This is a genomic window from Actinomadura sp. KC216 (genome assembly GCF_004348535.1).
In the GTDB taxonomy this organism is placed as follows: Bacteria; Actinomycetota; Actinomycetes; order Streptosporangiales; family Streptosporangiaceae; genus Spirillospora.
Genome location: NZ_SMJX01000054.1, coordinates 1 through 21298, shown reverse-complemented (window position 1 = coordinate 21298; position 21298 = coordinate 1). Strand labels below are relative to the sequence as shown.

Sequence of the window (21298 nt, the reverse complement as noted above, 5' to 3'; positions counted from 1 at the left end):
CAGAGTCATATTCAGCAGCAGGGGGACGAGGCCCCCTCCGCAGGAAGAAGGCACACGATGTCGAACACGCCAACCCTCACCTCGCTGAGCACCGCCGACCTGGCCGAGATCCTGTTCTGCTGCGGGCTGCAGGAGTCCGACCACCCTTCCACCGAGCAGGTCCGCAAGGCCATCGTCGAGCGGTTCGGCGCCTGCGGCGGCGACCGTGACGCCTGCGTCGCCGTCGTCGCCCAGGAGGCGGGGGACCACCCCGAGACCTACATCACGCGGATGCGCTGGGCGCTCTCCACCGTGTCCGAGGCGTACCGCGAGCTCACCACAGCCGCCTGATCCCTCCCCCAACGTCCACTCACCCGTCCCCCGACCAGGGAGAACACCTGATGCGTTCACCGTTCACCGACCGGCGCGAGGACATCGTCCCGCGCACGCTCCGCGACCTGCTCGCCACCGAGGGGTCCCGGTCCCAGGTCGCGAATGAAAGGCGCCCGCGCCGACAACGCAAGACCTTGACCGCCCGCCGCGTCACCTAGCTCCGTCGCGTCCACCCAGCTCCAACGCGCCACCTCGCTCCGAGCGGCGCATCTCCACGCAACCACTGGCGAGGCACGCTCGTTGGGAAGAACGTGGCATTGATCGCTTTCCTCACCATCCCCGGCCTCGTGATCGCGCTGGTCGCGTTCGCCGTCCTCGATCGCGCCGGCCTGTGGGCGAACCGCAGGTTCCGGCTGCCCTGGAGGCGCGACGAGACGGGCCGTCCGGTCTCGGCGGTCGCGGTGGGTGAGCTCGACGCGTTCTTCCACGGCACGCACCGCCACCAGCAGGAACAGCGCCGCATCTCGCTGATCTTGCGGGACGAGGACGGCGACGCCGCACCACCGCGCACGCGCGTCGATCTCGACGCCGGAACCGCCATCGTGCGCCGCCCCACCGGCTCCGGCTGAGTTCGGCGGGGCTGATCGGCCGCGATACTGGGGGCATGGTCGACGATGAGCGTTGGAAGGCGCGGTTCCGGGCCGCCCGGATCAGCCTGCCCCGATGGGCGCGGGACGCCCCGAACCACAGCATCTACCGGTCGAACGTCACCGGGACGTGGGAGATATACACATGGGACCGCGGCACCGGCGCGCAACGCCAGGTGACCGAACGGCCCAACGGGACCTGGATCGGCGCCATCGACCCGTCCGGCGAATGGGTGTGGTGGTTCGCCGACACGGACGGCGACGAGTTCGGCATATGGAAGCGCATCCCCTTCAACGCGGACAAAGGGGCTGAGAGCGTTCCGGCCGTCCCCGGGTTGGAGCCGTCGTATCCGTCTGGGCTGTCCCTAGGCCGCAGTGGCCTCGCTGTCATCGGACGGACGACCGACGCAGGGAACACCATCCATTTCTGCGGTCCCGACACGTCGCCTGAGGTTCTCTACCACCACGCCGAGGACGCGCATGTCGCCGCCCTGTCACGGGACGAGTCCCTGGTAGCGATCGGACACAGCGAGCATGGCGACAGCCGTCATATGGCGTTGCGCGTGCTGCGTCCCGATGGCTCCACCGTCGCCGACCTTTGGGATGGGCCAGGCAAGGGCGTCTACGGGGCCGGGTTCGCCCCGGTCGACGGTGATTCGCGGCTGCTCGTCAACCATGAGCGGCGCGGCCGGGACGAGATGCTGATCTGGGACCCGGTCGCCGGCACCCAGCGCGAGATCGTCCTCGACCTGCCCGGCGAGATCGGCGCCGACTGGTACCCGGACGGGACCGCGCTGCTGATCTCCCACTCGCACGAGGCCCGCGACGAGCTGTACCGCTACGACCTCGCCAGCGAGGCCCTGACCAGGATCGACACGCCGCGCGGCGTGATCGGCGGGGCGGCCGTCCGGCCGGACGGGACGGTCGAGTTCTTCTGGTCGTCCGCCGCCGAGCCGCCGGTGATCAGGTCCACCTCCGGGGAGGTGGTGCTGACGCCGCCGGGGCCGGTCGCGCCGCCGTCCGTCCCGGTAGAGGACGTGTGGGTGGACGGTCCCGCGGGCCGCATCCACGCGCTGGTCAGCAAGCCGGAGGCCGGCAGCCGCCCCTACCCGACCGTGTTCGACATCCATGGCGGGCCGACGGCGCAGGACGACGACTCGTTCGTCGCGTCCGCCGCCGCCTGGGTCGACCACGGGTTCGCGGTCGTCCGCGTCAACTACCGGGGTTCGACGGGCTACGGCTCCGAATGGCGCGACGCCATCGAAGGGCGGGTCGGGCTCACCGAGCTGGAGGACATCAAGGCCGTCCGCGACTGGGCGGTGTCCAGCGGGCTCGCCGACCCGTCGAGGCTCGTCCTGACCGGTGGCTCGTGGGGCGGGTTCCTCACCCTCCTCGGCATCGGCACGCAGCCGGACGACTGGAGCGTCGCGGTGGCCGCCGTCCCGGTCGCCGACTACGTCGCCGCGTACGAGGACGAGATGGAGGGGCTGCAGGCGTTCGACCGGTCGCTGTTCGGCGGCTCCCCGGACGAGGTCCCCGACCGGTACCGCGAGTCGTCCCCGATCACCTATGTGTCGCAGGTGAAGGCGCCGGTGCTGATCCTCGCCGGGGAGAACGACCCGCGCTGCCCCATCCGGCAGATCGACAACTACCTCGGGCGGCTCGCCGAGCTCGACCGACCGCACGAGATGTACCGGTACGACGCCGGGCACGGGTCGCTCGTCGTCGAGGAGCGGATCGCCCAAATGGCCGCCGAAATGGACTTCGCCCGCAAACATCTGGGCATGTCCTGATCTTCCCGGGAGACGGGTGAGGGACGGGCGGACGCCCCGCTCGTCCCCTCCCGTCACCCTCGCCCGACCTCGGTGTTTACAAGATCAAAGGGTCGGGCATTCCTCCGATCGGCCGCTAGTGAGCAATGAGCCGTGCCGGTCACGGCTCGCCCCCCGGCGCTCGTTCGTCACTGATCGGGGGGATCACATGACTCGGCTTCTCCACGTCCATGCGCTCGTCCGGCACGCCGCCCGCCATCGAATACCGGCGGCACACGGCCCCGCGCACCGGCTGACCGCGCTGGCCACCGGTGTGGCGATGACGACGACGGTCCTTGCCGCCGCCGCGACGCCGGAGGCGTCCGCCGCCGAACGGCGCTCGACCCCGCAGCGCCCCGTCTCGACGGCCAGGCCGGTGCCGCCCCTGGGGCCGGGCTGGCCCGCCACCGAACCACCCATCGGCGACGAAACCGGCACCGCCTCCTTTGAAGACTCCCTTGAAGCCTCTCTTGGACGGCCCGAAGCGCCCGCGCCGCGACCGGCCTATCCCGGAGCTGCGTCACAACCCGAAAAGCCAGCCCCAAAGGCGGCGACCGCCTCCTCGCTGCCGGACAGGCCCAACTCCATGCGGCTCCAGCATCACCTCGCCGAGGGCGTGCTGCGCGCCAACGGCATCGAGTGGCGCTCGACCGGCGGCTGCTCCGACCGGACGGTCACGTCCTGCACCTCGTTCGAGAACGTCCGATGGGGGACGATCAAGGGCCTGATCCGCTTCGCGGAGTCGAGCGGCTGCGAGATCACCGTCACCGGCGGCACCGAACGCGGCCACGCGAGCGGCCCCTACAGCCACTGGAAGGGCTACAAGCTCGACATCGCGCCGAGCGCGTGCGTCGACCGCGCGATCAAGCGTTACCCGTCGGCCGGCGTCCGGGGCGACGGCGCGCGGCTCTACCGCGCACCGGACGGCACGCTGTTCGCCCGCGAGAAGGACCACTGGGACATCACGTTCCGCTAACCCGCGCGGCCCCGGGAAGAGCCGGTCGTCAGGCGCGGACCTCGCGGATGATGCCGACGAGCTCCCGGGTCACCGACTTGAAGCCCGGCATCCGCGACATCGACACCATGCGGTTGACCAGCGGGACCGTCCGCTCCACGAGCAGGTACGTCTTGCGGCAGCCGGGTGAGCTGTCGTGCACCCAGTACAGGACGATGCCCATCGAGTAGATCCACAGCAGCTCCGGCAGCTCCGCCCGGAACTCCTTGTCGATCTTCAGGTCGGAGCCGTCCACGACCTCGCGGTAGATCGCGACCGCCGACTCGCGGGCCGGTCCCGACTCGGCGCTGAACGGGTTGAGCGGGCTGGTCGGCTCGGCGGCGAACTTGAAGAACTTCCCGGCGAACTCGTGGTAGGGGACCATCGTGTCGACGCGGGCCTTCAGCACGCCGAGGAGCCGCGGCGCGAACGCCGTCTCCGCGTCCAGGACGGCGCGGCAGGCGGCGACGTGCTCCTCCTGCAGCTCGTCGTAGTACGCCTGGATCAGCTCTTCCTTGGACCCGAAGTAGTAGTAGGCGTTGCCGACCGAGACGCCCGCCTCCTTGGCGATCGCGCGCATCGTCGTCGCCTCGTATCCGCGGTCCCTGAACAGCTTCAGCGCAGTCTCGACGATCAGGGACCGTGTCTGTTCCGACTTCACGGCCTTCGTCTCGGTCACGCCTGCCAGCCTACGGCCCCGCCCCGCCGCCGCGCTCCCACCGCGAACCCGGCCCGTCCACGGCCCGTCCACGGCCCACGGTGCGGTCCGCGGTGCGGCCGCCGCCCGCCGAGGGCCTCACATCGTGAGTTCGGCGGCGATGAGCTCGGCGATCTGAGCCGTGTTCAGCGCGGATCCCTTGCGCAGGTTGTCGCCGCAGACGAACAGGTCGAGGGCCTGCGGGTCGTCGAGCGAGCGCCGGACGCGTCCCGCCCACGTCGGATCGGTGCCGACGACGTCGGACGGCGTGGGGAACTCGCGCGTCTCCGGGCTGTCGCACAGCACCACGCCCGCGGACCTCGCGAGGATGTCCTGGGCCTCCCGCTGGTCGGTCCGCTCCTCGAACACGGCGTGGACGGCCACCGAATGCGCGGTCACCACCGGGACGCGGACGCACGTCGCCGCGACCTTCAGCTCGGGCAGGCCGAGGACCTTGCGCGTCTCGTCCCGGACGGACATCTCGTCGGACGTCCAGCCGCCGTCCTCGGGCGTCCCCGCCCACGGCACGACGTTCATCGCGAGCGGGGCCGGGAACGGTCCGAACTCGCCGACCACGCCGCGCACGTCGCCCGCGCGGTTGCCGAGCGTGCGGTCGCCGCCGACCTTCTCCAGCTGCGCGTACAGGGTGTCGATCCCGTCCCGTCCCGCCGACGACGCCGCCTGGTAGGACGCGACGACCAGCTCCCGCAGCCCGTACCGCCGGTGCAGCGCCCCGAGCGCGACGATCATCGACAGGGTCGTGCAGCCGGGACCGGCGACGATGCCGCGCGGACGCTCCCGCACCCGCTCCGCGTTCACCTCCGGGACGACGAGCGGGACGTCCCGCCTCATCCGGTACGCGCCCGAACCGTCGACGGCGACGGCGCCGCGCTCCACCGCGACCGGAACCCATGCCTCGGCCACCGGCGCCGGGGCGGCGAACATCGCGATGTCGACGCCGTCGAAGACCTCCGGTGCGAGCGCCGCGCACTCCGCCTTCTGGTGGCGCACCTTCAGCGCCCGCCCGGCGGACCGTTCCGAGCCGACGAGCCTGATCTCCCCGTAGACGTCCCGGCGGGTGGACAGCAGGTCGAGCATCACCGTCCCCACCGTCCCGGTCGCGCCGACGACCGCGAGCGTCGGCAGCCCGGAAGCCGAGTCCATCGTCGCACTCACATCCTCTGAACTACCGCCGTTCACGACCGGTTCCCGGAGGATGCTGCCACCGTCCGAATCGGACGACTGCGTCACATGACGCGCCCCGCGACGAACACCCGAAGGACGCGACCCCGCGCAAACCCCCGCACGCAGACACGCACCCGCGCACGCAGGCACGCACGTTCGGCGTGCGGGTGGTCGGCGTCAGCGGCCGGTGCCGCCGTAGACGACGGCCTCGACCTGCTCGGCGTCGAGGTCGAAGGCGTGGTGCGCGGCGGCGACGGCGGTGTCGATGTCGTCCTGCGCGACGACGACGGAGATCCGGATCTCCGACGTGGAGATCATCTCGATGTTCACACCCGCGTCGGCGATGGCGCCGAACAGGGTGGCGGTGACCCCGGGGTGCGAGCGCATCCCGGCGCCGATCAGCGACACCTTGCCGATGCGGTCGTCGTAGCGGAGCGACTCGAACCCGATCCGCTCCTTCAGCTTGTTGAGGGCCGTCAGCGCGCTCTGCCCGTCGGTGGACGGCAGCGTGAACGAGATGTCGGTGCGGCCGGTGGACGCCGCCGACACGTTCTGCACGATCATGTCGATGTTGATCTCGGCCTCGGACAGCACCGTGAAGATCGCGGCGGCCTCACCGGGCTTGTCGGGCACCCCCACCACGGTGATCTTCGCCTCGCTCCGGTCGTGCGCGACGCCGGAGATGATCGCCTGCTCCATGTCGTCCTGTCCTTCGATCTCGCTGCTGTCGACGACCCAGGTGCCCTCCTTCTGGCTGAACGAGGAGCGCACGTGGATCGGGATGTTGTAGCGGCGCGCGTACTCCACGCAGCGCAGATGCAGGATCTTCGCGCCGCTCGCCGCCATCTCCAGCATCTCCTCGTAGGAGATCTTGGGGATCTTGCGGGCGGCGGGCACGATGCGCGGGTCGGCGGTGAAGACCCCGTCGACGTCGGAGTAGATCTCGCAGACGTCGGCGTCCAGCGCGGCGGCGAGCGCGACGGCCGTGGTGTCGGAGCCGCCGCGGCCGAGGGTCGTGATGTCCTTGGTGCCCTGCGAGACGCCCTGGAACCCGGCGACGATGCAGATCGAGCCCTCGTCCAGCGCGGTGCGGATCCGGCCCGGCGTCACGTCGATGATCTTGGCTTTGCCGTGCGAGCCGTCGGTGATCACGCCGGCCTGGGAGCCGGTGAACGAGCGGGCCTCGTGGCCCAGGTTCGCGATGGCCATGGCGAGCAGGGCCATCGAGATCCGCTCGCCGGCGGTGAGCAGCATGTCCAGCTCGCGGCCCGGCGGCAGCGGGCTGACCTGCTTGGCCATATCGATGAGATCATCCGTCGTGTCGCCCATGGCGGACACCACGACGACGACGTCGTTGCCCGCCTTCTTCGTCGCGACGATGCGCTGGGCGACCCGCTTGACGCCGTCGGCGTCGGCGACGGAGGAGCCACCGTACTTCTGCACGACTAGAGCCACGAGTGGCGCTCCTCGGTTCGGGGTCAGGCGTACCGGACGACGAGTCTACCCAGCCGCGCCGGATGAATTACGAGCAGGTAACTATCGCCGCCTGCCTGCGGCTTTTCGGTGGTCTCCTTTCTAGGCAACGGTCTTGTCCGGCTCCTGCGCCGGCTCGGCGGTTCGGGAGGGCGCGCCCGGGACGGCCGCGGGAGCGGTGGCACGGGCGCGGAGGCCGAGCGCGGTGATCAGGGCCGCCAGGAGGGCCGCCGCGAACGGGACGGCCAGCGCGGTCCGGAGGGCGTCGAGGCCCGCGCCGGGGGACGTCGCACCGCCGAGCGCCGCGACCTGGACGGCGGTCACGGCGGAGAGGCCGAGCGCCGTGCCGAACTGGATCGAGGTGTAGAACAGTCCGCCCGCCAGGCCGTGCTCGCTCTCGTCCACGCCGTCGGTGGCGGCCATCGTCAGCGGCCCGTAGGCGAGCGCGAACGCCACCCCGAGCAGCGCGATGATCGGGAACATGATCGTGTAGGCCCAGTCGAGCGTGACCGGCAGGAACAGCCCGTACGCCACGGCCGCGAGGACGAGGCCGCCGAGCAGGACGCGGAGGTTGCCGAAGCGGCCCACCAGGCGCGGGGTGAGCGTGGGCGCGAGGACGGTGTCGATGCCGACGACGAGCATCGCGAGCCCGGTCTGCCAGGTCGTCCAGCCGCGAAGCTCCTGCAGGTACAGCGTCATGAGGAACTGGAAACCGGCGAAGGCGGCGAGGAACAGCGCAGCGCTGAGGTTCGTCCGGACGAGCGCGGCGGAGCGGAGGATGCCGAGCCGCAGAAGCGGGCTCGCGGCCCGCCGCTCGATCGCGACGAACGCGGCGAGCAGCGCCAGCCCGCCCGCGAAGGCGCAGGCGGTGAGCGCGGCGCCGTGCGACGGCCGCTCCAGCCGGACGACCCCGTACGCGAGCAGCAGCATCGCGCCGGTGACGCTGAACGCCCCCACGAGATCGAACCCGCCCCGCGGCCGTCCGCCCAGTGCGTCGGGGGCGTCCGGCTCCTTGATCAGCGGGATCGCCGCGGTCAGGATCAGCGCCGCCAGGATCACCGGGGCGAAGAACACCCAGCGCCAGCCGATCGCGGTCAGCAGCCCCCCGACGACGAGGCCGAGCGTGTAGCCGCCCGCCGCCGTTCCCGCGTAGACGCCGAGGGCCTTCGTGCGCGCGGGCCCGGCCGGGAACGTGGCGGTGACCAGCGCGAGCCCCGCCGGCATCATGAACGCCGACGCGACACCGGTGACGAAACGGGCGATCAGCAGCATCCACCCCTCGGTGGCGAACCCGCCGAGCCCGGAGAACGCCAGGAAGACCACCAGCCAGAAGAGGAACACGCGGCGGCGGCCCAGCAGGTCGGCGGCCCGTCCGCCGAGCAGCATGAAGCCGCCGTATCCGAGGACGTAGGCGCTGATGACGCCGCTGAGCATTCCGGTCGACAGCCCGAGGTCCGCCCGGATCGACGGGAGCGCGACGTTCAGCATCGCGACGTCGATCCCCTCCAGGAAGACCGCGCCGCACAGGACGAACAGCGACGCCCAGGCGCGTCCGTCCATACGGGCCGCGGGTGTGGACATGAGCAGGCTCCTCTCGCGCCGAGAGCCCGGTTCCCGGACGGGAGGCCGGTTCCCCCTTGTTACCGACCACATCCTGAGTCACCATCAGGACCCATGGAAGACGGAACTTTCGCGTCCCTCGGTAACTGCGGGGATACCGCCGCCGACGAGGACGTCCTGCAGTGGGACACCCGCAACGACTGCGAGGTCCGGCAGATCCTCGACCGCATCGCGGACAAATGGTCGCTGCTCGTCATCGCGCTTCTGGACCAGCGGTCGCTCCGGTTCACCGAACTCCGCCGCCGGATCGACGGGATCAGCCAGCGGATGCTCGCCAGGACGCTGCGGCACCTGGAGCGCGACGGGCTCGTCAGCCGCACCGTCCATCCGACCGTCCCGCCGCGCGTGGACTACGCCCTCACGCCCATGGGGTCGACCCTGCACGAGACCATCCGATCGCTCGTGACCTGGACGGAGGCGCACCAGAACGCGATCGCCGCCGCCCGTGCCGCCTACGACGCCCGCATCGAGGCGGAGCGGAAGGCTGCAGAGGAGGAGGCCGCCGAGCGCGCCGCCGTCGCCCGTGAGGCCCTCGGCGCCCGCCGCTGAGCATCGCTTCCACGTTCACGGCGCGCCCCACCGCGCGGCGGCATGTCACATTGGGAACGGCTCGCCCGTCTGGGTCCTGGGGAGCAGATGCCAAGATCGAGAATGTCAGCGGGACGGCACGGGCGGTCCCGCCGGAGAGGACACAGGTGTTCGGACGTAGAGCCAAGCGTGAAGCGGAGGTCACCGATGTCCTCGGCCAGGTCCGGGCGCACCCGCCGGGGTCGGCGCTGCGAAGCGCGGCGCTGGACCAGCTCGTCAACCTCGACGCCGAGGTGGTCGTCGAGCAGGCGCTCGCCCTCTGCCGCGATGGACGGCCGGACGACACGGTGGCCGGCCTCGACGCGCTGAGGAACGTGCCCGCGTCGCTCGTCCCGCCGCATCTGTGGCCGGAGATCGGGCAGGTCACCGGCGCGCTTTGCCGTCCCGACCAGCGGGACGCGGAGATACTCGCCGCCGCGCTGCCCGTCCACGCGAGCGCGGTCACCCCGGAACGGGACCCCGCAGAGCTTCTGATGGCGATGTTCCGCCACGAGGACGGCCGGGTGCGCGCCGCCGCCGCGACGTCGGCGGACGCCGCGCATGATCCCGTCTCGGTGATCGGCTCGCTCCTGGCACTGCTGGACGAGGATCCGCTGCCGGACGTCGCGGACGCCGCCGCCACCGGGCTCGCGCACACCGTCTGCCGCGATCCGTCCGCCGCGGAGGTGTTCACCGCGCTGTTCGCCGCGCACCTGGACGACCCCGGCCAGGCCGCGCACGCATGGCATCGCGCACGGACGCTCCTGCACGGCGCCCCCGATCCGGGAGACGGCCCCGGCCCCGCCCTGACGGACGATCTTCGCGACGAGCTCCGGGAGCAGCTCGCGAACCTTCACGGCCTGGACTGGTCCAACGCCGATATCCGTGCGCTGGTCATCGACCTGTTCATCGACACGGTCAACGGGTCGATGCGCCGGTACGCGCCCGCGCCGGGATGGGACGCGCCGGGCCGGCGCGCCGCCGTCCGGGACCTGCTCCAGCGCGCCCGGGCCCTCCCGGCGGGCAGCGAGGGGCGCGACGAACTCCTCCTCCAGCTGATCCCGGACGTGGCGGCGCCCGCCTGGACCGACCGCCACGCCGTCAACATCGCCGTCGACGAGGCACTTGCCCTGGGCGACGACGCCCTGGGCGACGACGCGCTGGGCGTCGAGGCGCTGGCGATCCTGGTGTCCTTCGGCCATGCCGGGCGGTCGCGGCAGATCCGCGCCGCATTGGCGGACCTGCGCGCCCGCCGTCCGGACGACCCGATCGTCCTGACCGCGATGCTGCGCACCTACTCCGGGCTCGCCGCGCGCGGCCGCCTCGACCCGGACGCCGACAGCGTGGACGAGTTCGTCCTCGACCTGCTCGGGCACGAGGACGCCACCGTCAGGGCCACGGCGGCGGCGTCGAGCGACCTGCCGGGCAGCGCCGCCGCCGACCGGATCGCCGAGCGGCTGATCCGCCTCATCGACCAGGACCCGGACCCCGCCGTCCGGGCGAACGCCGCCCTCGGGCTGGCGGGCATGCCCGACGCCGGCAACGCCACCGAGGCCCTCGTCCGCCTTCTCGACAGTCCCGATCCGGTCATCCGCGCGCACACGCTGACGTGGGCCGTCGAAGCGGGCCGCCCCGACGCCCTGCCCCGGCTGCTGGACGAACTCGCCGATCCCGGCGTCCGGTGGGAGTTCCTCTTCCTCGTCCAGAACCTGGAGGACCACATGGACAGCCTGCCCCGGCGGCTCCACAAGGACTTCACGGCCGCACTGGCCCGCCTGGACGAGACCGGCTGGGCGAACCGCGCCACCCCCGACGCGGTCGACCCGGACGAGATCCTCGCGGACGCCACCGCGACCGTGCAGTTCCTGACCCCCATCCGGTGAACCAGCCCGGCCAGGTCAATTCCGCCGGGCGAGAATCATCGCGGTTTCCTCGTCGGCCGGTAGGAACGCCTCAAGGCGCAGTTCGGAGAGCGTCACGTCCACGGCCGTCGCGAACGACGTCAGCGTCGTGATGAGGCGCAGCTCGGACGAGGCGGGGCCGTCCGCCCCGGCCCGGAGCCGTAGCGGCACGGCGAAGCCGAGATGGTCGGCGGACGGCTCCATGTCGGGCACGTAGCCGTCCAGTTCGGCGATGAACTCGTCGAGCGCCGGGTCGGGGCTGCGCCGGGCCCGGTCGCGCAGGCTGCCGGTGATGTGGCGGCCCCATTCGGGCAGGTTCACGACCCTGCGGGCCATCCCGTCCGGGTGGAGGGCGAGGCGCAGCACGTTCACCGGCGGTTCCAGCAGCTCAGGCGCCGCGCCCTCGGTGAGGACGCCGAACGCCGCGTTCGCGGCGACGAGCTCCCCGTACGGCCGGACGACGACCGCCGGGTACGGCAGATGCCCGTCGAGGATGCGGTCCAGCGCCTCGCGCACCGGACCGAGCTCGGGGGCGTCGAGGCTCGTCTCGGTGTAGACCGGCGCGTAGCCCCCGGCGAGAACGTCTTCGAGGCGGACGGCGAACCGTCCGTCCTCCAGTCCAACGTGGTCGCCCTCCGCTGGACGATGCTGTCCACCAGCAACCGCGAGGTCCTCGGGGGCGGTCTCGACATCCTTTCCCTGGACGACGAAGGCCGCATCCGCACCGACCACCAGTTCATCGCCCCGAGCTGACGCCCGCACAAGGCGGACATCAGCCCTTGACTCTGACGTATGGGTCAAGGGTTAGCGTCGCGAGGTCGTGCACGGGTCACGAATCGATGTGGTGAGGAGCGTTCAGAATGCCCGGTACATCTCGCGAGGTTCGGCTCGCCGTCCGGCCCGAGGGCCTGCCCGAGCCGGACCACTTCGCCGTCGTCGAGGTGCCGACGCCGGTCCCCGGGGACGGCGAAGTGCTGGTCAGGAACCGCTTCTTCCACGTCTTCCCGGCACTGCGCACCCTGATCGGCGGGAGCGTGCGGGACGCGCCGTTCCCCGGCCTGAATCCGGGCGACACCCTGTACGGAAAGGCGATCGGCGAGGTCGTGTCGGCGCCTCCGGACGCGGGCGTGCGGCCGGGCGACCTCGTCGAGCACTGGCTCGGCTGGCGCGAGTACGCCGCCGTCCCCGCCGGTCAGTGCGCGCCGCTGGACGGCGCGCTGCCCGACCCCGCGGCGCACCTGGGGCAGGCGGCGATCGCGTACACGGCGCTGACGCGGGACGCGCGGCTGCGTCCGGGCGACACCGTGTTCGTGTCCGGCGGCGCGGGCGGGATCGGCTCGCTGGCCGGGCAGTTCGCGCGGGCGCTGGGCGCGGGACGCGTGATCGGCAGCACCGGCTCGCCGGACAAGGCGGAGCGCCTGGTGTCCGAGCTCGGCTACGACGCGGCCGTACTCCGCGGGACGGGGACGCGTCCCATCGCCGACCAGCTCGCGGAGGCCGCGCCGGACGGCATCGACGTCCTCGTCGACAACGTCGGCGGCGAGCAGCTCCGGGCCGCGATCGGCGCCGCCCGGCCCGGCGCGCGGTTCGCCCTCGTCGGGACGCTGGCCGGGCAGCTGTCGCCGGACCTCACCGGCACCACCGCCCCCGTCGAGATCGACACCTTCCAGGTGATCGTCAAGGGGATCGAGCTCCGCGGCTTCGGCAGCTCCACGGGCCCGGCGGCGGACCCCGCATGGGCGGAGCGTTTCGGCGGCTGGCTGTGCTCCGGGGAGGTCACGTTCCCGCATGTGCGGGTCGCGGGCATCGAGAACGCCCCGCGCGCGTTGCACGAGATGATCGGCGGACGCCACCTCGGCACCGTCATCGTCGAACTGTAGGCGCCGAGCGCCGACCGTCGAGCGCCGGGACGGGAGCACCGATGCGGATCAGCGACGCCGCCGCGGCGGCCGGGACCACCCCGCGGGCACTGCGGTTCTACGAGCAGCGCGGCCTGCTGCCGCCACCGTCGCGCACGTCCGGCGGGCAGCGCCGGTACGGGCCGCGCGAGGTGGCGCGGGTGCGGACCATCCGCCGCCTGCTGTCGGTGGGGCTGACCGTCGAGGATCTCCGCCACTGCGCCGGCCTGCTCCACCTCCTGGACGAGGACGCGCCGCTGTCGCGCGACGGCACGGGATGCGGGCAGGGGTCGGGGGTCGCGCGCCGGCGGCTCGACGCGCTCGACGCCGAGATCGCCCGCCTCACCCGCCTGCGCGACGGCCTGGCCGCCCAGATGGGCCTGACCGGCCAGGACGCGCCCGGCACCGCCGTGAAGGACGGCCGGTAAAGCGAAATGGGGCTCCCGGCGGACCGCACCGGGAGCCCCACGCGAGCGCGGTTCTCAGATCACTTCAGGGTGGCGCCCTGAGCCTGGAGCGCCTCGTCCAGCGGCTGGAAGAACGACTGGAAGTTCGCTCCGCAGCCACCGGTCGTGCCGCCGGAGGTGATGCCGATGGCGATGTTGCCGGCCTGCAGCGAGCCGCCGCTGTCGCCCGGCTGGCTGCACGCGGTGGTCTCGATCATCTGGCGGACGGCGCCCTCCTGGTAGTTCACCGTCCGGTCGTAGCCGACGAGACGCCCGGAGGTCGTGCCGGTCGTGGAGCCCTTCTTCTGGATCTGGGTTCCGGCCGCCGGACGCCCGACCTCGGTGAGCTGGGCGTTGCTCAGCTGGACCTGCCCGGCGCTGCGGATCGTGCCGTAGTCGTCGCCCGGGAACCTGCTGATCTCCCGGGTGCCGACGGTCTGGCCGCCCGCCGACCAGGTGGCGCCGATGTTGGTGCAGTGCCCGGCGGTCATGACGTACTCGGTGCTGCCGCCGACCACGCCGATCGCCGAGACCGAGCAGCGCGAGCCGCCGGTGGTGATCGCGTCGCCGGGGCCGAGGTGCACCCGCGGCGCCGCGGGGACGCGCCTGACCTGGACGGTCTGGCCGAGCGCGCGTGCGCGCTTGACGAACGCCTTGGTGGCGGCGTCGTTGTCGTTCTTCGGCACGCTGACGACCACGGCGTTCTTCATGACGTCGACGCCCCACGACAGCCCGGTCGTCCCGGCGGTGCCGGCGAGCCGGTCGAGCGCGGTCTTGGCGGCGGTCAGCGGCTTGATGCCGTGCTCGACGACGCGGGCCTGGAGGCCCGCGGCGCGGACCTGCTCGGCGGCGGCCGCGCTCGTCACGTTGACGACGAGGTTCCCGGTCTCGTCGACGTAGAAGCCCGCGTGCTGGGAGCCGAGGCGGCCGGTCAGCTGATCGGCCTGTGCCTGCTGCGGGATGTGAGCGAGCCGGACGGTTCCGGCGGCGTGGGTCTGGGCCGTTGCGGGAACGGTCCCGAGCGCGGGGAGCGTGATCAGCGCCGCGGCGCCGACCAGGGGGGTCATCACGCGCTTGACGTGTGATCCACGGTTCACTCTGGTTCCACCTCTCACCGCCGACCACCTTGTCGGCGGCTTCTCTCGGGGGTTGGCGGGGGACCACGAGCCTGGTGGTAAAGGCGTCGTGTGGCAGCAACGTACTTCGATGCCGTGTCGACAACCAGATTTCACCGCACTATTGAAATTTCAGGCCGAATCGATACGCCACGCCCGGAATTAAAGGGCGAGGCGCTGATCAGCCTTTATGGGGCCTGGAACTGCTGTGCCCCGGTGCCGGGAGGCAGGCCGAACGCGCGGGCGGCTTCGGCGTCAGGGGCGTCCACGCCGCTGTCCCGGCGCTGGCGCCGGTCGTACTCGGCGATCGCGCGGCCGGAGAACATGCGCTCCAGGGACGGACGGAACCCCGCGCCGTCGAGCGGCTCCGCCACGTCCCGGACGGCCAGGGCGGCACCCTTGCGATCCAGCGTCGCCAGCAGCGGCGTCCGCACCCCGGCATGGGTCACCAGGCGCCCGCCGTCGCGCGCGTAGTCGTTGCACGCGACCTCCAGCGAAACACGCACCTGAGACGCCCCCCGCTGGACGGTCTCGATCACGCTCTCCGTACAGAACCATCGCGGACGCATCCGCCCGGGCATAGAACTAGGCCAGACGACCGCGCCCCCCGCCTCAAGGAAACGGTCGATCACCGGCAGCGCTGCATCAGAGAGATTCCGATCGACATGCGGGTCGGGCGGCCACACGCGCCACGACTCCCGCCATACCGCACCGCCGCCCACGAGAGTCAGGACCGCGAGAAGAACCGACCATGTCCGAGCCTTCATGGGGTCACCCTAGAAGGATCACGCTCCTCAAGATCACTGTTGGGAGTGCCGGTCGCCGGTGGGTTCGGGGCCCCCGCTCCCGTCGAAGGCCCGTCCTTGGGACGGCCTTCGAAAAACCCACCGGCGGGTTCAACGGCCCTGGATTCCGTCCACCAGCCGGTCAGGCCGCGGGTGCGGCGGGCGCGGCAGGCGCGACGGGTCCGGCGGGTCCGGCGGGTCCGGTCGGTCCGGCGGGCGGGACAGGCTCGGCGGGCAGGACGATGCGGGGCGTCACGGCGAGGCGCAGCCCGAGGATGCCGTACGAGACGCCGAGCCAGACCATGCCCGGGTAGGTGCCGGCCTCGTCGCTGAGCGCGGCCTCCCCCACGCCGGCGACGACCAGCCACAGCCCGCAGAAGAGGAACTGCCAACGCAGCAGGCCCCGGAAGCGGCCGACCCTGACGACGGCGATGCCGATGACGAGCATCCCGAGCATGGACAGCGGCCAGCACATGTCGAAGGGGATCACCCAGGCGGGGGTGTCCTCGGGGTAGGCGATGACGAGCGGGCACCACACCATCGCGGGGACGAGTAGGACCATCTCCACGATGGCGATGTAGCGGCCTTTGCGAGCCCCCGTGGCGTTCGTGGACAGCGCGAGCACGACCAGCGACATGACGCCCACCAGGAACGCCATGCTGCCCCAGATCTCGACCGCGACGACCTCGTCGCGGATGCGGATCCCGCCTTCGAGCAGGCCGGCGATCCACGCGGTGGTCCCGGCGACGAGAGCGGCACCGGCGATGCGGGTGCGGAGCAGGAGCCCTCCGGGCCCCGGGTCGGGCGGGCCGTCCGCGTAGACGGAACTGGGCCGGACGTGCATGGTCATCGGTATCTCCCCGTGACAGGGGCGGCGCAGGGCGCGCCGCCGGCGAGCATGACACTCCGTCCCCGATGTCCCGGGCGACCAGTGACAGGGGCGGCGCGAGCGCCCGGGTCCGTGCCTCTTCCTGCGGTGACCACCGTCCCGACCTGCAAGGACGCCGGTCCCAGGTAGGCGGGACGGCGCGGGGGTCAAGCTGGATGGATGAGCAGCGCCCGCCCGGCGCCTCGGGGCGAGCGGCTCCTGAGGCCGTCCGCCATCGCGGTCGCCGTGCTGTGCGTGGCGGCGACCGTGGCGACCGTCTGGCTGGACGTGCTGCTGGCGGGCTCCGGCACGCCACCGGACCCGCTGAACTGGGCGCACTGGGGATCGGCGGGGTCAGGGCTGTCGGTGGCGGTCGCGGGCGGCGTCCTCGCGACGCGGCTGCCGCGGCATCCGCTGACATGGCTGATGCTGGCGGGCGGGTCCATCGCGGTCCTGGACGGGATCACCGCGGCGTACGCGTCCCTGTCGGTGCTGGAGCACGGCGGTGATCTGCCGCTGACCGCGTTCACGGTGTACGCGGGCGGCCGGTTCGGCCCGATGATCAACATGATCGTCCCGCTGACCCTGATGTTCTTCCCGGACGGGCGGCTGCCCTCGCCGCGCTGGCGCTGGCCCGTGGCGGCGGCGATCACCGCGCAGGCCACCGGGGTCCTGGCGCTGCTGATGGTGCCGTGGGAGGTGTTCTCGCGCGGCGAGCCGATCGCGCCCGGCCTGCGGGACATCCCGCTGGACCCGCTGACGCCGCCGCTGCCCGAGGCGATCTGGCCGGTGTCCGGGTGGATGTTCTGGGCGGGCTTCCTCACCTCCTTCGGGGTGTCGATCGCGGCGTTCACGGTGCGGTTCCGCCGGTCGGATCCGGTGCGGCGGACGCAGCTGCGCTGGATGCTGCTGGCGCTGATCGCCAACGTCGTCCTCATCGCCGCGGGCATGGTGCTGACCGAGGTGACGCCGCCCTCGGTGGACTGGTGGGTCGGCGACATCTCCCTCGTCCTCATGCACGCGGCGCTCGCGGTGGCGGTGCTGGTCGCGGTCGCCCGGTACCGGCTCTACGACGTGGACCTGCTGCTCGGCTGGACGCTGCTGTACGCGGCGCTCGCGGCCGCCGTCATCGGCATCGACGTGGCGGTGTTCGTCCTCGCGGGGACGTTCATCGACGAGCCGCTCGCCGCCGTGACGGGCGCGGGCGTGGTCGCCGTCCTGTACGCGCCGCTGCGGCTGCGGCTTCAGCGATGGGTGAACCGTGTCCTGACGGGACGCGCGGAACCCTACGACGTCGTGTCGGCGCTGGCGCGCCGCCTAGAACGTTCGCTGGGCCCGGACGAGCTGCTGCTGGAGGTGGCGCGGGTGGTGGCGGAGTCGTTCCGGTCCCCGTACGTGCGCGTCGAACTGGACAGGGCCGACGGCCGGACGGTCGTGGTCGAACACGGCACGGCGCGCGACGACGTCGTCGTGATGCCGTTCGGTTACCGGGGCGCGGCGATCGGGCGGCTGGCCCTGGTACCGCGCACGGGATCGCGGCTCCCGCCCGCCGACCAGCGCCTCCTCGCCGACGTCGTACGGCAGGCGGCCGCCGCCGCACGCGCAACAGCGCTGACCGAGGAGCTCCAGCGCAGCCGGGAGCAGCTCGTCACGGGAATCGCCGAGGAGCGGCGCAGGCTGCGCCGCGACCTGCACGACGGGCTGGGCCCGTCGCTGGCGGCCGCGGCCCTGAAGATCGAGGCGGCCCGGAACCTCGCGCCACGTGACGGCGACGCCGCCGACGCGACCCTGGAGTCGGTGCGCACGGACCTGTCGGCGGTGCTGTCGGACGTCCGGCGGCTCGTGCACGACCTGCGGCCCCCGTCCCTGGACCAGTTCGGGCTGGCCGGGGCGATAGAGCAGCTCGCGGAGCGGTTCCAGGGGAGGTCGTTGCAGGTGCGGCTCCGCTGCGCGGGCGAGCTCGCGACACTGCCGGCGGCGGCCGAGGAGGCGGCCTACCGGATCGTGGCGGAGGCGCTGGCGAACGTCTCGCGGCACGCGGCGGCGACGCGCTGCGACGTCCGGCTGGCGGCGGCCGCGGACGCGCTGGAGGTGGAGGTCGCCGACGACGGGCGGGGCGTCCCGCCGGGCGCGCTCGTCGGCGTCGGGCTGGTCGGGATGCGGGAGCGGGCCGAGGAGCTCGGCGGGCGGTGCACCGTGTCGGCGCGGCCGGGCGGCGGGACGCGCGTCCACGCCGTCCTGCCGTTCGGGCCGCGCCCGGCCCCCGCCGAGGACGAGGAGCCGCTGTCGCTCACGAGGAGCGCGCCGTGACGCCGCGGGTGCTGCTCGCCGACGACCATCCGGTGTACCGGGACGGCCTGCGCCTGATGCTGGACTCCACCGGCGAGGCCGAGGTCGTGGGGACCGCGCCGGACGGACTGGTCGCGGTCGAGATGGCGGGGCGGCTGCGTCCGGACGTCGTCGTGATGGACCTGCAGATGCCGCGGCTCGGCGGCGTGGACGCCACCCGCCGGATCCTCGCGGCGCGCCCGGAGACCGCGGTGCTGGTGCTGACCATGCACGAGGACGACGAGAGCGTGTTCGCCGCGATGCGCGCCGGGGCCCGCGGATACCTGGTGAAGGGCGCCGACCCGGACGAGATCCTGCGGGCGGTGTCCGCGGTCGCGCGCGGCGAGGTGATCTTCGGTCCGGCGCTGGCGGGCCGCGTCTCGGACTACTTCGCGCGGATCGCGGCGGCCCCTCCGGCCGGGGAGCCGTTCCCCGAGCTCACCGCCCGGGAACGGGGCGTGCTCGAACTGATCGCGCTGGGCCTGCCGAACCCGGCGATCGCCGAACGGCTCGGGCTGTCGCCCAAGACCGTCCGCAACAACGTCTCGAACGTGTTCGCCAAACTCCAGGTCGCCGACCGCGCCGAGGCGATCCTCCGCGCCCGCGACGCCGGCCTCGGCCGCTAGCGGGCACAAAAGTGATCGGCGGGGACGACGACCGGCTCTGACAGCCGGCGTGCGTCTCCCGCCGAACCCGCGTCGCACTCAATCGCATTTTCCCGGGGCCTATCGGCCGGCCCAGTCCCGGAATCCTTCCCGCCAGCTCGGGTAATTCGGCTCCCAGCCGAGTTCCTTCCGGGCCTTCGCATTGGACGACCCGCGCCATTCGGTCATCTGCGCCACGATGAATCCGCCGGCGAGCAGCCGTCCGAGCCACGCGGGCACGCGCATCGGCGGCTTCGCACCGAGAAGGTCGGCGAGGTAGGGCAGCCATTCCGAGACGGGCGCCGGGTCGCTGTCGACGATGTTGTAGACGCCGGGCGCGCCGCGCTCGATCGCCGCGAACGTCGCGGAGGCGGCGTCGGTGGTCTCGATGAACGACCAGATCCCGGTCCCGCCGCCGACCACCGGCACCTGCCGCTTCCGCACCGCCTCCAGCAGCATCTCCGAGGCGCCGGGCCCGTAGAAGTTGCCGTAGCGCAGCACGATCCCCTCCGGCACGCCCGCCGTGACGGCCTCGTCCACGTACTTGATCGCCGCCATCGAACGCTTCGAGGTCCGGGACGGGGCGTCCGGGGCGAGCGGGTCCTCCTCGGTCTGCACCGGGGCGCCGGTCCGCGCGGTCGCGCCGATGTGGCCTTGCGCGACGACCCGGCGGACGTCCGCGCGCTTCGCGGCCGCGAGCAGGTTGTCGGTGCCGCGGGTGCGGAGCTCGTTGGTGGCGGCGAACGTCCTGTCCATGTTGCGGAGGCTCTTCATGTCGGCCAGCGCGGTCATCTGGTGGACGATGACGTCCGGCCGGGCGGCGGCCACGGCCTCGATCACGCCCTCGCGGTCGAGCCCGTCGACGATCACCGGCTCGGCGCCCGCCGCGCGCAGTTGCCCGGTCTTGCCGGCCGACCGCGTGGTGGCGGTGACGTCATGCCCCGCCTCGACGAGCATGGGAACGAGGTGCCGTCCGAGTGCCCCGGTCGCTCCGGTGAGGAAGATTCGCATGGCCTTTTCCTTCCGTGTGGTTCTCGCCCATCAAGACAAAGGCACCCTCCGAATTTGTGACATTGCCCTTGGCCGAGCCTCCCCTGCCGCTTGCGCCCATGACGCAAGCGGCAGGTCACGATCCCTCAGATTTCCTTGAGGAAGCCCGAGTCGACGGCGAAATCCGCGCCCGTGGTGCTCGCCGAGCGGGGCGACGCGAGCAGCGCGATGACATCCGCGACCTCCTGCGGCGTGGCGAGCCGCCCGGTCGTGAGGTTCATCATCTCGGCGGCGCCGCCGTCCAGCACCGCGTCGCGGCCGGACCCGGTGGCCCCGGCGATGATGTCGGCCGCGCCGCCCTCGTCCGTCCACCACGCCGTCCGGACGGGGCCGGGCGACACCGTGTTGACCCGGACGCCCTGCGGCCCGTACTCCTCCGACAACCCCTTGCCCAGATTGGTGAGCGCCGCCTTGGCCGCGTTGTAGTCGTAGTTCATCGGCCCGGGACGGCGCGCGTTCCCCGACGAGACGTTCACCACCGACGCCGCGTCGCTCTTCAGCAGGTGCGGGAGCGCGGCCCGCACCATCCGGACGACGGCGTGCACGTTGAACTCGATCGTGTCGCGCCAGTCGCCGTCCGTCAGCGTCATGAACCCGAACCGCGGCAGGCTCGCGCCGGGCGGCGGCCCGCCCGCGTTGTTGACCAGGACGTCCAGCCCGCCGAACGCCTCCACCGCCCGCTCGACCACGACCGCCGGAGCGTCCGGGTCCATGAGATCGACCGGCACATGCAGCAGCTCCGGCCCGGCGAGCGCGTCAAGCTCCCGGCTCGTTTTCCTGGAAACCGCCACCACGCGCGCGCCCTCGTCCAGCAACGTCCGCGTGACGGCGGCCCCGATCCCCTTCGACGCCCCGGTAACGACCGCCACGCGCCCCGCCAGCTGCAGATCCATGAAGACCCCTCTAATAGACGAGCACGCCCACCCCGGACGCGCCTCGCCCCCATGAACCCCACGC

At 72.4% G+C, this 21298-nt stretch carries 22 protein-coding genes; 12 read left to right on the top strand and 10 right to left on the bottom strand.

Annotation, left to right across the window (positions count from 1 at the left end):
- Positions 1–57: 57 nt before the first annotated feature.
- From E1264_RS12290 to E1264_RS44575, 5 genes are all read left to right on the top strand, one after another.
- Positions 58–330, top strand: coding sequence for a hypothetical protein (locus tag E1264_RS12290; protein ID WP_207935878.1), 273 nt, complete (start codon positions 58–60; stop codon positions 328–330).
- Positions 331–380: 50 nt separating this feature from the next.
- Positions 381–530: a hypothetical protein gene (locus E1264_RS43310; RefSeq protein ID WP_165964140.1), complete on the top strand. Its 150-nt coding sequence runs from the start codon at positions 381–383 to the stop codon at positions 528–530.
- 93 nt (positions 531–623) lie between these two features.
- Entirely contained in the window at positions 624–941 is a 318-nt protein-coding gene (locus tag E1264_RS12285; RefSeq protein ID WP_132172770.1) for a DUF6191 domain-containing protein, read from the top strand.
- A 35-nt stretch (positions 942–976) separates the two neighbouring features.
- Entirely contained in the window at positions 977–2752 is a 1776-nt protein-coding gene (locus tag E1264_RS12280; RefSeq protein ID WP_132172768.1) for a prolyl oligopeptidase family serine peptidase, read from the top strand.
- A gap of 187 nt (positions 2753–2939) precedes the next feature.
- Positions 2940–3746: a hypothetical protein gene (locus E1264_RS44575; RefSeq protein WP_207935877.1), complete on the top strand. Its 807-nt coding sequence runs from the start codon at positions 2940–2942 to the stop codon at positions 3744–3746.
- A gap of 28 nt (positions 3747–3774) precedes the next feature.
- On the opposite strand, the gene E1264_RS12270 is transcribed toward E1264_RS44575, so the two are convergent.
- The 4 genes from E1264_RS12270 to E1264_RS12255 all read right to left on the bottom strand — a co-directional run bounded on the left by E1264_RS12270 (position 3775) and on the right by E1264_RS12255 (position 8700).
- Positions 3775–4443 carry a TetR family transcriptional regulator gene (locus E1264_RS12270; protein ID WP_132172766.1) on the bottom strand — a complete coding sequence of 223 codons (669 nt, stop codon included), beginning with the start codon at positions 4441–4443 and terminating at the stop codon, positions 3775–3777.
- Between the two features lie 117 nt (positions 4444–4560).
- Positions 4561–5625 (bottom strand): aspartate-semialdehyde dehydrogenase, encoded by a 1065-nt coding sequence (locus E1264_RS12265; protein WP_132172764.1) that lies wholly within the window; start codon positions 5623–5625, stop codon positions 4561–4563.
- A gap of 198 nt (positions 5626–5823) precedes the next feature.
- Positions 5824–7101 (bottom strand): aspartate kinase, encoded by a 1278-nt coding sequence (locus tag E1264_RS12260; RefSeq protein ID WP_132172762.1) that lies wholly within the window; start codon positions 7099–7101, stop codon positions 5824–5826.
- Between the two features lie 120 nt (positions 7102–7221).
- A complete protein-coding gene (locus tag E1264_RS12255; protein ID WP_207935876.1) occupies positions 7222–8700 on the bottom strand; it encodes an MFS transporter in 1479 nt (492 codons plus the stop codon).
- A 93-nt stretch (positions 8701–8793) separates the two neighbouring features.
- On the opposite strand from E1264_RS12255, the gene E1264_RS12250 reads away from it, so the two are divergent.
- Together E1264_RS12250 and E1264_RS12245 are read left to right on the top strand one after the other, a co-directional pair.
- A complete protein-coding gene (locus E1264_RS12250) occupies positions 8794–9288 on the top strand; it encodes a helix-turn-helix domain-containing protein (RefSeq protein WP_132172760.1) in 495 nt (164 codons plus the stop codon).
- Between the two features lie 146 nt (positions 9289–9434).
- Complete coding sequence (locus E1264_RS12245) at positions 9435–11189, top strand: HEAT repeat domain-containing protein (protein ID WP_132172758.1); 1755 nt, start codon at positions 9435–9437, stop codon at positions 11187–11189.
- A gap of 15 nt (positions 11190–11204) precedes the next feature.
- Here E1264_RS12245 and E1264_RS12240 read toward each other — a convergent pair whose 3' ends face one another.
- Positions 11205–11723: a hypothetical protein gene (locus tag E1264_RS12240; RefSeq protein WP_243710884.1), complete on the bottom strand. Its 519-nt coding sequence runs from the start codon at positions 11721–11723 to the stop codon at positions 11205–11207.
- Between E1264_RS12240 and E1264_RS45255 the strand changes: the two genes are divergently transcribed.
- The 3 genes from E1264_RS45255 (at position 11688) to E1264_RS12230 (ending at position 13533) form a co-directional block, all read left to right on the top strand.
- Positions 11688–11960: a hypothetical protein gene (locus tag E1264_RS45255; RefSeq protein ID WP_243710883.1), complete on the top strand. Its 273-nt coding sequence runs from the start codon at positions 11688–11690 to the stop codon at positions 11958–11960. The genes E1264_RS12240 and E1264_RS45255 overlap by 36 nt on opposite strands.
- A gap of 107 nt (positions 11961–12067) precedes the next feature.
- Positions 12068–13087 (top strand): NADP-dependent oxidoreductase, encoded by a 1020-nt coding sequence (locus E1264_RS12235; protein WP_132172756.1) that lies wholly within the window; start codon positions 12068–12070, stop codon positions 13085–13087.
- Between the two features lie 41 nt (positions 13088–13128).
- Positions 13129–13533 (top strand): MerR family transcriptional regulator, encoded by a 405-nt coding sequence (locus tag E1264_RS12230; protein WP_132172754.1) that lies wholly within the window; start codon positions 13129–13131, stop codon positions 13531–13533.
- Between the two features lie 59 nt (positions 13534–13592).
- Here the strand turns inward: E1264_RS12230 and E1264_RS12225 are convergent, their stop codons facing one another.
- From E1264_RS12225 to E1264_RS44570, 3 genes are all read right to left on the bottom strand, one after another.
- On the bottom strand, positions 13593–14648 hold the full coding sequence (locus E1264_RS12225; protein ID WP_132172752.1) for a S1 family peptidase: 1056 nt from the start codon (positions 14646–14648) through the stop codon (positions 13593–13595).
- Between the two features lie 206 nt (positions 14649–14854).
- Entirely contained in the window at positions 14855–15205 is a 351-nt protein-coding gene (locus E1264_RS12220) for a hypothetical protein (protein ID WP_132172750.1), read from the bottom strand.
- A gap of 388 nt (positions 15206–15593) precedes the next feature.
- Positions 15594–16301 carry a hypothetical protein gene (locus E1264_RS44570; RefSeq protein WP_207935875.1) on the bottom strand — a complete coding sequence of 236 codons (708 nt, stop codon included), beginning with the start codon at positions 16299–16301 and terminating at the stop codon, positions 15594–15596.
- A 198-nt stretch (positions 16302–16499) separates the two neighbouring features.
- On the opposite strand from E1264_RS44570, the gene E1264_RS12210 reads away from it, so the two are divergent.
- Entirely contained in the window at positions 16500–18629 is a 2130-nt protein-coding gene (locus E1264_RS12210) for a sensor histidine kinase (RefSeq protein WP_132172748.1), read from the top strand.
- A complete protein-coding gene (locus tag E1264_RS12205; protein ID WP_132172746.1) occupies positions 18626–19273 on the top strand; it encodes a response regulator transcription factor in 648 nt (215 codons plus the stop codon). The genes E1264_RS12210 and E1264_RS12205 overlap by 4 nt, the downstream gene beginning before the upstream one ends.
- A gap of 99 nt (positions 19274–19372) precedes the next feature.
- On the opposite strand, the gene E1264_RS12200 is transcribed toward E1264_RS12205, so the two are convergent.
- Together E1264_RS12200 and E1264_RS12195 are read right to left on the bottom strand one after the other, a co-directional pair.
- A complete protein-coding gene (locus tag E1264_RS12200; protein WP_132172744.1) occupies positions 19373–20302 on the bottom strand; it encodes an NAD(P)-dependent oxidoreductase in 930 nt (309 codons plus the stop codon).
- 125 nt (positions 20303–20427) lie between these two features.
- A complete protein-coding gene (locus E1264_RS12195; protein ID WP_132172742.1) occupies positions 20428–21234 on the bottom strand; it encodes an SDR family oxidoreductase in 807 nt (268 codons plus the stop codon).
- Between the last annotated feature and the right edge of the window lie 64 nt (positions 21235–21298).